General features: G+C 37.8%; 12 protein-coding genes and 2 pseudogenes. 5 read left to right on the top strand and 9 right to left on the bottom strand.

What is annotated here, in order from left to right:
* Window positions 1–74: 74 nt before the first annotated feature.
* Window positions 75–356: a spore coat protein CotU gene (locus KXZ66_RS10265; RefSeq protein ID WP_219144958.1), complete on the top strand. Its 282-nt coding sequence runs from the start codon at window positions 75–77 to the stop codon at window positions 354–356.
* A 315-nt stretch (window positions 357–671) separates the two neighbouring features.
* Here the strand turns inward: KXZ66_RS10265 and dutA are convergent, their stop codons facing one another.
* Window positions 672–1,106: a dUTP diphosphatase DutA gene (dutA, locus tag KXZ66_RS10260; RefSeq protein WP_003245820.1), complete on the bottom strand. Its 435-nt coding sequence runs from the start codon at window positions 1,104–1,106 to the stop codon at window positions 672–674.
* A gap of 29 nt (window positions 1,107–1,135) precedes the next feature.
* A pseudogene (locus tag KXZ66_RS10255) lies at window positions 1,136–1,597 on the bottom strand (DUF2691 family protein).
* Window positions 1,598–2,028: 431 nt separating this feature from the next.
* Here KXZ66_RS10255 and KXZ66_RS10250 point away from each other — a divergent pair.
* A complete protein-coding gene (locus KXZ66_RS10250; RefSeq protein WP_014479913.1) occupies window positions 2,029–2,454 on the top strand; it encodes a hypothetical protein in 426 nt (141 codons plus the stop codon).
* 423 nt (window positions 2,455–2,877) lie between these two features.
* Window positions 2,878–4,062: an alanine racemase gene (gene alr, locus KXZ66_RS10245; RefSeq protein ID WP_161986818.1), complete on the top strand. Its 1,185-nt coding sequence runs from the start codon at window positions 2,878–2,880 to the stop codon at window positions 4,060–4,062.
* 101 nt (window positions 4,063–4,163) lie between these two features.
* On the opposite strand, the gene KXZ66_RS10240 is transcribed toward alr, so the two are convergent.
* Window positions 4,164–5,579: a sugar porter family MFS transporter gene (locus tag KXZ66_RS10240; RefSeq protein ID WP_161986030.1), complete on the bottom strand. Its 1,416-nt coding sequence runs from the start codon at window positions 5,577–5,579 to the stop codon at window positions 4,164–4,166.
* 412 nt (window positions 5,580–5,991) lie between these two features.
* Here KXZ66_RS10240 and yncB point away from each other — a divergent pair, with 412 nt between their 5' ends.
* Window positions 5,992–6,627 carry an endonuclease YncB gene (gene yncB / locus KXZ66_RS10235; RefSeq protein WP_017697666.1) on the top strand — a complete coding sequence of 212 codons (636 nt, stop codon included), beginning with the start codon at window positions 5,992–5,994 and terminating at the stop codon, window positions 6,625–6,627.
* A 213-nt stretch (window positions 6,628–6,840) separates the two neighbouring features.
* Here the strand turns inward: yncB and KXZ66_RS10230 are convergent.
* The 3 genes and pseudogenes from KXZ66_RS10230 to xylA form a co-directional block, all read right to left on the bottom strand.
* Window positions 6,841–7,006 (bottom strand): annotated as a pseudogene (locus KXZ66_RS10230) (glycoside hydrolase family 11 protein); the annotation flags it as partial.
* A gap of 104 nt (window positions 7,007–7,110) precedes the next feature.
* Window positions 7,111–8,610, bottom strand: a complete 1,500-nt coding sequence (gene xylB, locus KXZ66_RS10225) for a xylulokinase (RefSeq protein WP_219144957.1) — start codon at window positions 8,608–8,610, stop codon at window positions 7,111–7,113.
* Window positions 8,611–8,760: 150 nt separating this feature from the next.
* Entirely contained in the window at window positions 8,761–10,098 is a 1,338-nt protein-coding gene (xylA, locus tag KXZ66_RS10220) for a xylose isomerase (protein WP_185184374.1), read from the bottom strand.
* A 248-nt stretch (window positions 10,099–10,346) separates the two neighbouring features.
* Between xylA and KXZ66_RS10215 the strand changes: the two genes are divergently transcribed.
* Window positions 10,347–11,501, top strand: a complete 1,155-nt coding sequence (locus KXZ66_RS10215) for a transcriptional repressor XylR (RefSeq protein WP_032725798.1) — start codon at window positions 10,347–10,349, stop codon at window positions 11,499–11,501.
* Between the two features lie 136 nt (window positions 11,502–11,637).
* Here KXZ66_RS10215 and xynB read toward each other — a convergent pair whose 3' ends face one another.
* The 3 genes from xynB to KXZ66_RS10200 all read right to left on the bottom strand — a co-directional run bounded on the left by xynB (window position 11,638) and on the right by KXZ66_RS10200 (window position 15,488).
* Window positions 11,638–13,239, bottom strand: coding sequence for a xylan 1,4-beta-xylosidase (gene xynB, locus KXZ66_RS10210; RefSeq protein WP_219144956.1), 1,602 nt, complete (start codon window positions 13,237–13,239; stop codon window positions 11,638–11,640).
* Window positions 13,240–13,269: 30 nt separating this feature from the next.
* Window positions 13,270–14,661 (bottom strand): MFS transporter, encoded by a 1,392-nt coding sequence (locus KXZ66_RS10205; RefSeq protein WP_077671703.1) that lies wholly within the window; start codon window positions 14,659–14,661, stop codon window positions 13,270–13,272.
* Between the two features lie 512 nt (window positions 14,662–15,173).
* Window positions 15,174–15,488, bottom strand: coding sequence for a hypothetical protein (locus KXZ66_RS10200; RefSeq protein ID WP_134991481.1), 315 nt, complete (start codon window positions 15,486–15,488; stop codon window positions 15,174–15,176).
* Window positions 15,489–15,506 lie beyond the last annotated feature (18 nt).

The following is a 15,506-nucleotide window of genomic DNA, read 5'->3' as shown; positions in this document are numbered from 1 at the left end:
CTTATTTTATTTGACCATACCATATCATTTAAACTTCATAAATTAAATTCGAATAACATAAAGGAGGAATTTAATTGGGTTATTATAAAAAATATAAAGAAGAGTATTACACTTGGAAAAAAACATATTACAAAAAGTATTACGACAATGATAAGAAGCATTATGATTGCGACAAGTATTATGATCATGATAAAAAACATTATGATTATGATAAAAAGTATGATGACCATGATAAAAAGTATGATGACCATGATAAAAAGTATTACGATGATCACGATTATCATTACGAAAAAAAGTATTATGATGACGATGATCATTATTATGATTTTGTCGAATCATATAAAAAACATCACTAAATCTCTTAAACGTCTATTTATTCCCCGGCGACATACCGGGGGCTTTTTTATGATATTTATCGACGGTACTCAGATTTTTTTGTGAAGTCTTATGTCTCATTTCATCTTATATTTTGAACTTGTTCTCATGGCTGCTGTAAATTCAATTATTAATGAACACATGTCATTTAACTTGGCTTATTATTAGTGGCATTACTAGTTTGTAGTTGCCTTCCCCTACTTATAAAAATTTAGATAAAAGTATTTCTTTGTACCTTGGCTGAAACCTCCATTGATCAATCACACAGCATGAAGACAGCCAAGGATTTATTTTGTTTACTTAGTACCTGTTGAACCGAGTCCTCCTCTATCCTCGTTTCCCAAATGCTCGACTTCAACCAATTCAACCGCCGGCATTTTCTTCATGATTCTAAACTGGCAGATACGATCACCCTTCTTAATTTCAGTATCACGCAATGCATAAGCGGGAAAGAACCAGAAATCGTTGTCTCCCTTATATGACTCATCGATAACACCCATTGAATTTGTTTGAATAACGCCAAAGTTCTTATATGTACTTGAACGAGGGACGACATGTGCTTCGTAACCTTCAGGCAGCTCCATTGCAACACCTAATGGGACAAGCTTAAATTCATCTTTTTTGATTGTTACATCTTCAGCTGCCCGAAGATCAATCCAGTCTCCCTGCTCAATTTTGCTGATTCTTGTTTGTGTTTCATCTAGATACTTGATTTTAATTTGCATTGTCATGTACTAGCTCCTTTAATTTTTATTGACTATCATACAGTAAGGCTTGTTCTTGTGTCATTTTCATCAGTTATAAATTGAACGTCTTCAAAATCATTCTGTAAAGCATTGAAGTAAAGTTTTTCAATGATATTTTTGTTTTTACAGTAAATCGAAACGTAGCTATTATCTGCTATCAAAAGGACAAGTTCGCAATCACTGTCAGCAAACTCTTCATATGTATTGACTTGATTAACCATTTTTCCATATGGAAATGCTTTCAGTTCAACGAAAATGGTATAGTACTGATTCGTTTTTAATTGTTGCTCAAAAACTGCCCCTTCAACAATTGCGTAGTCATGAAAAAGCTCCTCATCATCGAGCTCTCCTTCTACAACAAAATAAGATTCCCCACTCGTTTGCCACCTCTAATTAGCTATTTCTACCGGCTGCAGTATTCTCCATAGAAAATTTCCATATTCATTCGGTATTTGAAAACTAACTCCCCTACTCACGTATACCCCTTACTTAAACGATTTTTGTGAGTACGAGTTTAATTATATACTCTGATGTTAGGTTTATGGAACAAGGAATCGACTGCCTTTTCAACCGATTATCTTTTACAGAATTTCCTCAGCCCTCCTCATTTAAAAGGTTCTTCAATGTTCATAACAATAGACGCCCTCTTGTTCTCTTGTCTTTGTTGAGAAAAGTTAGCCAGTCAGTGCCTTCATATGTAGTGTCCTGCTTGTCTCAGACCGTACTTGATTACGCTGCTTTAATCATCCTGATGTTATGACATGTTTACTCCGTCATAAATATTCACCAGAAATAAACATACGCTTTTTGTATTTCTTGTGAATTATAGGATTTCCCAAAGGTCTTTCCAACTCTTTACCGAATGTATAATTTTGTAATTTATTTCTTATATAGGAGATGAAGAAAAGTGTTTAAGAAAATTGTGGTAGGTTCGATTTTAGTTAGTTCAATTACAGGATTAAGCTCTACTTATGCTTCAGCTGCATCAATTGACCACACACCTAAAAAAGTCACTGCGTTTGCCGCACAATCCGATATTATACTAGAAGAGGAAGAAACGTTTAGAGGTGACGGAAAATTTTATTTTGATTATTATGGAAGTGAAGATGGCGAAATCAGAGTTTTTGTTGAGAATACAGGAAGCAATCCATTTGAATTCAAAATTGTAAAACCAGGTGGTGGAACAATCGCTTCCGGCTATACAGTTAAACCTGGCAAAAGTGTAACTCTAACTCTTGACGTATCACACTATAAAACCGGAACATATTATATTCGCTGTCAAAATGATGATGGAGCTAAGATAAAAGCTTTTGCAAAAGTGCGTGCTCTCTAATAGGAATCCAATGGAGCAAGGAAGATTGCTGTTACTTCCTTGCTTTTTCTGTGCTTCTATACTGCAAACATCAAACATCAAACATCACTAATTCTAACCTGTATCCTTTGTATTGATGAACGGTAAGTATTTCCTGATTAGATTTCTCGTTATCATCTACCCTTAGAAAAAAATGTCCCAAAACAAATAATCATTTTTGTAATCCTCGGTCGCCGTACCCATTAACACCCCACTTACAAGCCTCATGTATCCCGTACTTGCTATTATTCGAACATTGATAGGCACCTTCTCGTATCACATGGATTTGCTGTTGAATGATTTCAAATAAAGTTGAATAAAATAAGATCGAATCATCCAACAATTAACATTTATTCTTGCGGCAATAGGTGGTATTTATAATCCATAAGAAGGAAGGAAGCGTTGATGATAAAGCTTTGCCGAGAAGTTTGGATCGAAGTCAATCTTGATGCCGTTAAAAAGAATTTGCGAGCGATTCGCCGTCATATTCCACATAAGAGCAAAATTATGGCTGTCGTAAAAGCGAACGGTTATGGTCACGGGTCTATAGAAGTGGCACGCCATGCACTGGAACACGGGGCGAGTGAGCTCGCTGTTGCCAGTGTGGAGGAAGGAATCGTTTTACGAAAAGCTGGGATTACAGCGCCTATCCTTGTGCTTGGTTTTACATCCCTTAGTTGTGTAAAGAAGTCAGCAGCTTGGAATATAACATTATCAGCATTTCAGGTTGATTGGATGAAAGAAGCAAACGAGATATTGGAAAAAGAAGCGAGTGCTAACCGGCTGGCCATTCATATTAACGTGGATACCGGCATGGGACGATTAGGTGTACGCACAAAGGAAGAACTTTTAGAAGTAGTGAAAGCCTTAAAGGCAAGTAAATTCCTCAGATGGACAGGGATTTTCACACATTTTTCGACAGCTGATGAACCGGACACAACACTCACAAAGCTGCAGCACGAAAAATTCATCAGTTTTCTCAGCTTTTTAAAAAAACAGGGGATTGAGCTGCCCACCGTGCATATGTGCAACACGGCTGCAGCTATCGCATTTCCGGAATTTAGCGCTGATATGATCCGTTTAGGTATCGGCTTATATGGTTTATATCCTTCAGCCTATATTAAACAACTAAATCTCGTTAAGCTTGAACCTGCGTTAAGTTTAAAGGCGCGCATCGCTTATGTGAAAACCATGCGTACAGAACCCCGAACCGTTAGCTATGGTGCTACATACGTCGCAGAACCTAATGAAGTAATTGCTACACTCCCGATTGGCTATGCTGACGGCTATTCTCGTGCCCTTTCCAATCGCGGGTTTGTTCTTCATCGCGGAAAACGAGTGCCAGTGGCGGGGAGAGTAACAATGGATATGATCATGGTCAGTTTAGGAGAAAACGGTGAAGGTAAACAAGGAGAAGAGGTCGTGATTTACGGTAAGCAAAAAGGAGCCGAGATTTCCGTTGATGAAGTGGCTGAAATGCTCAATACGATTAACTATGAAATCGTGTCTACATTAAGCCGCCGCATCCCTCGTTTTTATATAAGAGATGGCGAGATTTTTAAAGTATCAACTCCAGTATTATACGTGTAGAACATCTTAAAATGCTGAATCAAAATCCCTCTACCAGAGGGATTTTGTTTTTTCTGAAACTAAAAAAATCCCTCCTATAAGAAGAGAGATTTTCAACATATTTATACCTCAATAATTGATTGTTCAGGAGTATTATGATCGTGTCGAGAACGAAAATGCTCTTCTAATTCTTCAAGTGTACGCCCCTTTGTTTCCGGCATGAATTTGTATACAAAACCGATTGCCAATACACCTAAAGCCACAAATATAAAGAATGTAAAAGACAAACCTACAGAGCTAAGCAAGATCGGGAAAGCAAAACCGATCACAAAGTTTAATATCCAAAGGAAAAAAACACTTATCCCAGAACCAAGTCCTCTTAACCTTTGAGGGAATATTTCCGCTATGACAAGCCAAGTCACAGGTCCTACACACCCTTGCATAGAGGCAAGAAATAAAACGGTCAAAGAAAGCACTACATAAGGAAGTGCCATAGATCCATCAAGCACAATTGAGAAAATCGCAATCAATAGGAGCGCTGTAGTCGTCCCCGCCAAACCAATCAATAATATTGGACGCCGTCTCACTTTTCCGACCAGCCAAATCCCAAATATAACTGCAATAACTGATATCAGCCCATTTCCAATATTAGCGATTAAAGCCGCTTTTGTACCAAAACCAGATTCTTTAAGGATTTGTGTGCCATAATACATAATCGAGTTCACACCTGTAATTTGATTCACTATGGCAACACCGATTCCAATCCATAAAAGACGGCGCAGCCATGGTGTAGAAAAGTCCTTGAGTGATGCCTTTTCTAGTGCTGTATCTTTTTCTACCGCTTCTTGAATTTCTCTACATTCAGCTTCTGCACGTTTATCTTCTCGAATTTGTTTAAGAACTCGCAGCGCCTCACTGTTTTTGCCTTTGGAGATTAGCCATCGGGGGCTTTCTGGTACCTTAAGCATACTGGCAAATAACATGATAGCCGGTACAGCACAAATGACTAGCATGTATCTCCAAACATGTCCCGTATTTGCCATTGTTACACCGAGGATCGCATTAAAAACATATGCTAAAAATTGCCCGCCAACAATCATTAGTTCATTTTGGGTTACTATACGCCCTCTCTTTTCATGCGGTGCCATTTCTGCTAAAAAGGCCGGCACCATCGCCGAGGCTCCTCCAACAGCCAGCCCCAGTAAAAAACGAAAGACCGCCATGATGAAAACGTTAGGTGCTAACGCTGTTCCCAGTGATGCCAGGAAAAATAAAAAGGAAAGATTAAGGATCATTTTACGGCGGCCATATCGATCAGCCAATCTTCCGCATAACAACGCTCCAAACGCGGCACCTAATAAAAGAATACTCGTAACAAGCCCTTCTGTAACCGGTGTTAAATCAAGCTGATCTGGCCTTGCCATAAAAGGTAAAGCTCCATTTATAACTCCGGTGTCATATCCAAAGAGAAGCCCTCCAAAAGTTGCTGAAATCATTATTAATTTCAACCTTCGATTTCGATGTTCATTCATATCCAATTCCCCTGCCTTTATTAAGAATACTTAATAAGCTCTTTCAGTGTGGATATTGAGTCAAAACTAAAGTCATCTCTATCTTAGATTTTCGCCTCTGGATTTGTAACCGTTTACATTTTTAGCCAATAGAATAAACCTAAGCTATTAGTTGTTATGTTGTAGTAATGTTTTTGTCACATTATTGTCATTTCTCATATTATCATAATTTTAAAAGCATTTTCAGTCAATATTATTTTCAGGATTATTTATTTCCGCTATCTGATGGTGATGTTTTGATCATCTCGTTGTGAAGTTAACTATTGGCAATTTGAGTGTTATAAGTTCCCTTGAAGTTTTCCATTCACAAAAAATGTCCATATCGTTATAATGATGATGTTTAATCGCGAAAAGAGAAAATGATAAAGAGGGAATCAATATGAAGAAGATTTTGATCAGTATGATCGCAATCGTTTTAAGTATTACTTTGGCAGCTTGCGGATCACATCACGCAGCCAAAAACCATTCAGATTCTAATGGGACGGAGCAAGTCTCTCAAGATACTCAATCTAATGAATATAATCAGACAGAACAAAAGGCCGGCACGCCTCATTCAAAAAAGCAGAAGAAATTGGTCAATGTTACATTAGATAGGGCAATAGATGGAGATACGATTAAGGTTATTTACAACGGAAAGAAAGACACAGTTCGCTACTTGCTCGTTGATACACCTGAGACGAAGAAACCAAATTCTTGTGTTCAACCATACGGTGAGGATGCGTCGAAACGAAATAAAGAATTGGTCAACAGCGGTAAGCTACAGCTGGAATTTGATAAAGGCGATCGCAGAGATAAGTATGGAAGACTGTTAGCATACGTTTATGTTGACGGCAAATCTGTTCAAGAGACATTATTGAAAGAGGGATTGGCCAGAGTAGCATATGTATATGAGCCTAACACAAAATACATAGACCAATTCAGACTAGATGAGCAAGAAGCAAAATCAGATAAACTGTCAATTTGGAGTAAGAGCGGTTATGTGACAAACAGAGGATTTAATGGCTGTGTGAAATAGAAAAACACTGTTCGTTAAAAAAAGCAGCAAACCTAGCAGAATGCAGTTTCCAAAGAATGAGAAAGAGATGATGGCGTGTCTAGTTTCCATTCTGCTTATCAAGCTAAAATCATCAACTAGCCTGTAAAATTTCCGCTGTATAGTAACAATAAAAAACACCCCTTCACGTCAATGTGAGGGGGTTATTTGTGTGTAAACATCCTTCCTATTTCATCATAAATCAAGAGATCCCTCTACCGTCGTTAGCGCGGTTTCATACATCTTACCCATTGGCATTCCTAAGCTTTCCCACTTCTTGAAGTGTTCGCTGACAGAATACGGTTCCGCTCGTTCGTTTTGTCTGCTGGACACTCCAATACTGTTTAAAGGTTGCCATACCTTATTCTCACCATCTTTTCAAAAGAAGGCAGCCATGTCATCAAAGGCCTTTAATGATGATTGATCATTAATTGTTCTTCGGTTGATCTCCAGACAATAACATCATTAGTTTTTTCGAAAGCTCTTCAAAGCTGTATTGAGATCCTTTGTGTGAGTGTAAATGTTCTTATACAAATCAAATAGTGTTTTATATTTTTGTACATTTTGTGCCTTTGGATAAAATGTAGCAGCCTCACGAATGAACTGCTCTGCACATTCTTCAAGTGATTCAAACCAACCGCTTCCAAAAGCAGCCAGCATTGCAGCCCCCATAGCTGGCCCTTGTTCATTTTCTAACTTAATTACCCTCGCATTGAAAATATCAGCTTGCATTTGCAGCCACGTATCATTTTTAGCTCCCCCACCAATAGAAACAACAGTATGAACTGATTTTCCCGCTTCGCGGAATAGCTCAATTGATTCATGTAAAGAGAATGTGATACCTTCCATTATTGCCCTCAAAAAGTGCTTTCTATTATGGGCTCCATCCATCCCGATCAAGCTTCCCCGAATAGAAGAATCAGCATGCGGCGTTCTTTCACCAACCAAATAAGGAGTGTATAGCAGTCCATTGGCTCCTATCGGAATAGCTTCCACCCCCTGCAATAATTGCTCAAACGATTCGTTTGGTGCAAACGTTCTTTTAAACCAGTCCAAGCTGTATCCTGCAGCGAGCGTGACGCCCATCGTATAAAAAGAATCCTTTTTTCCATGATTAAAAAAGTGGACTTTCCCTTTAAAGTCTCTTTCTTTTTCTTCTTCGTAGGAAAGTATGACCCCTGACGTCCCAATACTGCATAATGTTTTTCCGGAAGAAAGGATACCTGCTCCAATAGCGCCGCAAGCATTATCTGCTCCCCCAGCGTACACTTTTGTTTTTTCTAATAGCCCGGTCTTGGCGGCAACGTGCGGAAGCAGCGACCCTACACAATCATGAGATTCAACAAGCGGAGGACAAATATCTGCAGAAATACCAATTTGATTGCAAATATCATTGCTCCACTCCTTGCGAGTAATATGTAAAAGTAAAGTTCCTGCTGCATCGGAGTATTCGGTGTGAATGGCACCGGTCATACGGAATCGCACATAGTCTTTCGGAAGCAAAAACACAGCAGCTTTTTTAAAAAGTTCAGGTTCATGTTCCTTTACCCATAACATTTTAGGTAATGTAAACCCTTCTAAAACACGGTTTTTTGTGATGTCAAGAAGATGATCGCCAAATTTCTCGGTCATCCTTATACATTGAGGCGTTGTTCTGGTATCATTCCAAAGAATTGCATTACGTAACACCTGACGATCTTGGTCAAGCAGTACTAATCCATGCATTTGTCCCGAATAGCTTATCCCGTCAATATCCTTGGCTTGAACATTGGATATAGAAACCAATTCAGCCAATGCTTCAATTGTTTGCTGCACCCAGTCTTCAGGATTTTGCTCACTATATCCCGCCTTCTCTTGGATGAGCGGATACCTTTTGGACGTTTCTGCACAAACCTTGCCGTTTTGGTTAACTAAAATGGTTTTAACAGCACTCGTTCCAAGATCTATTCCAATGACATACTTCATTTTTTCACTCCTTGCCCTTTTAAAAAACCATTCACTCTAAATAAATCCTAATTATAGAAGTTACCCGTCATAACAACAAGCAATAGGAAAGGAATCATGACGGGTAATTCAGTGATTTGGTATTGATAGCAGGATCTGGAGCTTATCCTGTTATACTTCTAAAATGTATTGGTTCAATATCGCTTTTAATTTCTCCTGTCTTCCCGATTCGTTTTTAATTGATTTATGATTTAGCGCATATTGCTCAAGTGTGTGGAAATTAGCTCTTCCTTCTATAATTTCAAGACCAATCCCTTCAGTAAAGCTGCGGTAACGATGTTGAATCACATCTTCAAACACACGATCTTCGATTAATTTGTGGGCAACTTTCAATCCTCTTGCAAATGCATCCATCCCTGCAATATGGGCATATATTAGATCATCAGGCTCGAAAGAAGATCTTCTGACCTTCGCGTCAAAGTTTAATCCGCCGCTTCCAAGGCCGCCATTTTGCAGGATTTCGTACATTGCTAATGTCGTAGAATATAAATCCGTCGGAAATTCATCCGTGTCCCAGCCTAAAAGAGGATGACCCTGGTTTGCGTCAACAGAGCCAAGCAGACCATGTACTCTTGCCATGCGTAATTCATGTTCGAATGTATGCCCGGCTAATGTGGCATGATTGGCTTCAAGATTTAATTTAAAATGATTGTCTAAGCCATATTGCTTCAAAAAGGCAATGGTTGTTGCTGCATCTGTATCGTATTGATGGGTGGTCGGCTCTTTTGGTTTTGGCTCAATCAAAAACTGCCCTGTGTACCCGATTTCCTTCGCATAATCCACTGCCATATGCATAAATCTAGCCAAATTATCAAGCTCAAATTTTAAATCGGTATTTAACAATGTTTCATATCCTTCACGGCCGCCCCAAAATACATAGTTCTCAGCGCCAAGCTCTTTTGCTGTTTCTAACCCTTTTTTCACTTGTGCTGCAGCATACGCAAACACATCTGCATTGCAAGAAGTCGCGGCACCATGGACGAAACGGGGATTCGTAAACATGTTTGCGGTATTCCATAATAGCTTAACGCCGCTATTTCTCATGTAATCTTTAATCATGCCCACGATCATATCTAAATTTTGGTTTGTCTCTTTTAGCGTACTGCCTTCTGGTGCAATATCCCGGTCATGAAAAGCAAAGAATGGTGCATCTAGTTTTTCAAACATCTCAAATGCTGCTTCTACTCTCATCTTCGCTAGATCCATGCCTTTATAGTGATCCCATGGTCTTTGCATCGTAGCTGCTCCAAAAACGTCTGTTCCATCAGCGGTAAATGTATGCCAATAGGCAATAGAAAATCGCAAATGCTCTTTCATCGTTTTTCCGCCGATTACTTCTTGAGGATTATAATATTTAAATGCTAAAGGATTAGTCGAATCTTTCCCTTCGTAAACCACTTTGTTTGCGCTTCCAAAATAGTTGGTTGAACTGGAATGAGATTGAGCCATGTAATTTCCCCCTTAAAAATAAATTCAAAACATGATCATTCAAATACAAATGCATTTTATTTCATCTTGTAAGTTACCTATTAGTTTGTTGTTTAAACAAACTAACTTATTTTCATCTTATATAACCTCGTCAGTATTTTCAATATTTTTTTTAGTTTTTTATGAACACATTAGATATAATAAAGATAAGATTCGCTATGTACTATGTTCATACTTAATTTAAAGGTTATACAAATGGAGTGGATGAAGTGGATATCGCAGATCAAGCCTTTGTTAAAAAAGTAAATCAAAAGTTATTATTAAAAGAAATCCTTAAAAATTCACCTATTTCAAGAGCAAAATTATCTGAAATGACTGGATTAAATAAATCAACTGTCTCATCACAGGTAAGCACGTTAATGAAAGAAAATCTGGTATTTGAAATAGGTCAAGGACAATCAAGTGGCGGAAGAAGACCTGTCATGCTTGTTTTTAATAAAAAGGCAGGATACTCCGTAGGAATAGATGTTGGTGTGGATTATATCAATGGCATTTTAACAGACCTTGAAGGAACAATCGTTCTTGATCAATACCGCCATTTGGAATCCAATTCTCCAGAAATAACGAAAGACATTTTGATTGATATGATTCATCACTTTATTACGCAAATGCCCCAATCTCCGTACGGGCTTATTGGTATAGGTATTTGCGTGCCTGGACTCATTGATAAAGATCAAAAAATTGTTTTCACTCCGAACTCCAACTGGAGAGATATTGACTTAAAATCTTCAATACAAGAGAAGTACAATGTGCCTGTTTTTATTGAAAATGAGGCAAATGCTGGCGCATATGGAGAAAAAGTATTTGGAGCTGCAAAAAATCACGATAACATTATTTACGTAAGTATCAGCACAGGGATAGGGATCGGTGTTATTATCAACAACCATTTATATAGAGGAGTAAGCGGCTTTTCTGGAGAAATGGGACATATGACAATAGACTTTAATGGTCCTAAATGCAGTTGCGGAAACCGAGGATGCTGGGAATTGTATGCTTCAGAGAAGGCTTTATTAAAATCTCTTCAGACCAAAGAGAAAAAACTGTCCTATCAAGATATCATAAACCTCGCCCATCTGAATGATATCGGAACCTTAAACGCATTACAGAATTTTGGATTCTATTTAGGAATAGGCCTTACCAATATTTTAAATACTTTCAACCCACAGGCCGTAATTTTAAGAAATAGCATAATTGAATCGCATCCTATGGTTTTAAATTCAATGAGAAGTGAAGTGTCGTCAAGGGTTTATTCCCAATTAGGCAATAGCTATGAATTATTGCCATCTTCCTTAGGACAGAATGCGCCGGCATTAGGAATGTCCTCCATTGTGATTGATCATTTTCTAGACATGGTTACAATGTAATTTTAATGGAATGGACAGCTCATCTTTAAAGATGAGTTTTTTTATTCTAGGAGTATTTCTGAAGCAATAGTGACATAGGCACCTTCTCATATGAAAAAGGAGTTCTAAAATAGAAATCTCCTTTTTCATGTGCAAATTATTTTTCTTTATAACGAAAATATCTAAAGTCGGCCGGAATATGATTACCACTGGTATCTTGGCATTGCATCCCTACAAAGGCCCCTGTGAAGAATCCTCCCCCACGGATGTAATCATCTGATAATTTTTTCGATTCCAGTGCAATGTCAATTTTGTGCCAATCTTCTTTGTTAAAAGAATAGAAATAATAATATTTGTCCTTTTCAATATTTACTCTTAAATATACATACTTTACTTCACGAGGAATAACAATTTTATTGTGTAATGGCTGTGAAAAAGAAAAGTTGTCACATATTGTTAATTCAAGAATGCGGCCAAGTTCTTCATCATGCGTGACTTGAAGAGCCGTCCAGTTCTCTGTATTGTAGTAATTCACTAATCCAGCGGCTTGTTGAAAATTTTCCGGATAAAACTCAACAGCAGTTTCGGCTTCAAAATGGAGACTTTGCCAGCGTCTGGCTACAAATGCCTGAGTAAATGTCGAGGTCAATGATTCATGACCGAATAATCGTAAATGATTTGGCGCTTGAGTCAATGAACCTAATTCATTCGTGAATGGAATCCTTAAAGTTTGAAAATTTATATTTAATGTTGAATCCTCAAATTCATCAACTTCCGGGTACGTTGCTTCAAATATTGTTTCGGGTATAGAAGGTGCATCTACCTCCAAGCTTCCTTCTTTTCCACCTACTACATAGGGCCATTCATCTTTCCAGTAAAGTTTTTGAATAGCTGTTTCTCTGCCCAAAGGACAGTATCCTCTCTGCTGAAAAATTGAATCATCGTCAGGATGAATAGGACGTCCCGTTAAATGAGCTAAATACCACTCATCTGTATGTGTTTGAACAATGGATGCATGACCACATTTTTGCAATGGATTTCCTGGGTCATGCCATGACGTTAAGATTGGATTATCGGGATGAACTTCATATGGCCCCTCAATATTTGCAGAACGGGCAATTGTAGCAGCATGTTCGTACCGTGTTCCTCCTTCTGCAGTTAATAAATAATAATAGTTCTCGATATGATAAAGGTGCGGAGCTTCTGTCAGTTTTCTATCCGTTCCTTCAAATATGACTTTTGGTTTACCGATTAATTTTTGCTCTTTATCAGAATATTCCTGTATAACAATTCCTCCAAATGAGTGCCGATCAATACGGTGATCCCATAACATATTTAATAAATACTTTTTTCCATCCGTATCATGGAACAAAGAAGCATCAAACCCCGAGCTATTTAATTTAATCGGCTCCCCCCAATCACCATTAATCGTTTCACAGGTAACTAAATAATTGTGACAATCTTTCCATGCGCCATCTACTACCTTAACATCCGTATAGATCAGCCAAAACTTCCCATCACTATAGCTTAAACATGGTGCCCAAACCCCACCTGAATTTGGATTTCCTTTCATGTCTAATTGTGAAACTCTCTGTAATGGATGTGCAACTAAGTGCCAATTTACTAAATCTTTTGAGTGGTGTATCTGGACTCCCGGAAACCACTCAAATGTAGATACAGCGATATAATAATCCTCTCCTGCCCTACAAATACTTGGATCGGGATTGAATCCTTTGAGTACTGGATTGGTAATCTTCATTTGGGACTCCTCCTCAGTTTATTTTCTTTTTTAAGCCTTGAAATCGTCAATATGATCCAAATAAACTTTGTCTCTATTCTCTAATTCTCGAACCATGTTTTTATATTTTTTCTCATCTAAGTTATAGAAATTAATATCAATTAAAGCTAGAACAAGCAAGAACACGGGAATAATGGTTGTTGTAATTAAAATCCCCATTAATGCCGTTGGGGTTTGTGCCTGATTTGCTACATATCCAAACTTATCAAGAACCAGACCCGGAACAACTCCTCCTAAGGCCATGCCAAACTTAAAGAAAAATCCGATTATAGCGTAAATGAGCCCACCCATTCTTTTCCCAGTCCTGTACTCTCCATATTCAATTGTTTCAGGAATAAGCGCCCACATATATCCCCCGGCAGTGAGACTTCCAGCAGCTGCGATTAATCGGCAGACAAGTATGAGGTAAACATTACTTGGCGGAACAAACAGTAAAGCTAAGAGGCCGATAATATTCAGTAATAATGCATAGTTTAGTAATTTCTTTTTCCCCAAAAATTGATGAAGCCTTGGAATAAACGGTAAAATGACCAAAGCGGGCAAGCTTCCTATCAAACCGTACCACTTCACCAAATCCTCTCTTTCTAAGTTATACGTTACGTAGTAAATGCCAACCGAATTACTGATGGAATTCACTCCAAAAATAATAATAAAGAAAATACTTAATACAACAAGTGGACGATTAACACGAAACTGCTCAAATATATCCGTAAATTTAATTTTCTCTTCGGATTTTTGAAGAGTGACCCGCTCTTTTGTGCTTTTAAAACAAAAGATTAAAAGGCACCCGCCTATCATTCCCAAAATACCCATGGTTAGTTGCCAGCCAAGAGACTCGTTGCCGGAAGTATCGCTTAAATAAGCAGCCAGTAAGGGAACAAAAAATGCAACGACAAGTCCCCCAAGATTCGCAAATAACATGCGAACAGAAGTTATACTAACCACTTCTTGATTATTTCTAGTCATTGCAGAAGTTAACGCGCCATATGGAACGTTTATCGTTGTGTATGTAAGCGACAAGCCAACATAGGTTATATAGGCATATATTAATTTCCCCATATCCGAAAAGTCTGGTGTTGTAAAACAGAGTATTGCCAGTATGACAAATGGAAAAGCTCCGAATAAAAGATACGGTCTAAAGCGTCCAAATCTGCTGTTCGTTCTGTCAACTATTGTTCCGATAAAAGGATCAGCGAGAGCGTCGATTATTCTAACCACTAAAAACATAGTACCGGCTGCTGCTGCCGATAAACCAAAAATATCTGTATAGAAGAACAAAAGATAAGTAGACACTGTTGCATAAATTAAATTACAAGCAAAATCTCCAGACGCATATCCAACTTTTTCAACCATGCTAATCTTCTTTACATTTTCACTGAGCATGATTTCTCCCCTTTTCGATCCTTTAATATGGAACAGTGTGAAACGGTATAACAATTTCTCGAATTTACGGTCAGTAAACGTTTATAAAAGCGCTTTCAAAACAGTGCAAAAAAATATGGTGATCAGCAAGCAAAAAATTCATCTTTTTTCGTCATACCTTATATACCTGGAAAAGGATAAAAGCCTCATTCTTTCGTTTCTTATATTGTTTAGCTCCATTAAATCGACCCTCTTATCCCCCTTCCATCCATATTCAGTAAGACCTTATCTTGTGGACAATGAAAGTTCATCTTATTAGTTTGTTGATCGAACAAACTAACTTGATTTAATATTATAAAATCCTTTCGACTTTTTCAACATCTTTTTCAGAAAGTTTAAACAAGTCGGATTTCAAAAATTCTAAAAAGCCTTTTGTATTACTTAAAAAATTCGATTTCATTTGTTGTAAGAAGTGTATAAAATTTTAAAGTCATATATACTACAATTCCTCAGGTTCTCCAACCAAAAGCAGTCTATTCAGATCTGCTCCTTAGTGTTTTCTCTTTTAACTTTTTGTTTAGCTTAAACCCAATTAAGACATTGACAATCGCAGCTGGAAAATATAAAATTCCTGCACCCATTATTCCCAGCGCAGTACTTGAACTCACTATAAATGCCTGCATTTCTGTGTTTCTTGACTTCAGGCTAAGCAATACTAGGATACCGGCTAAAATCCCTATAAGCCGTGCAATACCTGAAATAAAGAAATCTGTTAGGACTCCAAATAATTGTCCAATAATTGATAGCACAATCCCGAAAAAGCTGGATAATAAAACTAATTTTTTCATGGTATTCCCCCTCCTTTT

Origin of the sequence: Bacillus sp. LJBS17, from assembly GCF_019334685.1 — a bacterium.
In the GTDB taxonomy this organism is placed as follows: Bacteria; Bacillota; Bacilli; order Bacillales; family Bacillaceae; genus Bacillus; species Bacillus subtilis.
This window is presented reverse-complemented; position numbering and strand designations above follow the sequence as displayed.

Coding starts and splice junctions, on each gene's coding strand:
- xylB (WP_219144957.1), bottom strand. CDS start 8,610: ATGAAGTATGTCATTGGAATAGATCTTGGAACGAGTGCTGTTAAAACC.
- xylA (WP_185184374.1), bottom strand. CDS start 10,098: ATGGCTCAATCTCATTCCAGTTCAACCAACTATTTTGGAAGCGCAAAC.
- yncB (WP_017697666.1), top strand. CDS start 5,992: ATGAAGAAGATTTTGATCAGTATGATCGCAATCGTTTTAAGTATTACT.
- xynB (WP_219144956.1), bottom strand. CDS start 13,239: ATGAAGATTACCAATCCAGTACTCAAAGGATTCAATCCCGATCCAAGT.
- dutA (WP_003245820.1), bottom strand. CDS start 1,106: ATGACAATGCAAATTAAAATCAAGTATCTAGATGAAACACAAACAAGA.
- KXZ66_RS10205 (WP_077671703.1), bottom strand. CDS start 14,661: ATGCTCAGTGAAAATGTAAAGAAGATTAGCATGGTTGAAAAAGTTGGA.
- KXZ66_RS10200 (WP_134991481.1), bottom strand. CDS start 15,488: ATGAAAAAATTAGTTTTATTATCCAGCTTTTTCGGGATTGTGCTATCA.
- alr (WP_161986818.1), top strand. CDS start 2,878: ATGATAAAGCTTTGCCGAGAAGTTTGGATCGAAGTCAATCTTGATGCC.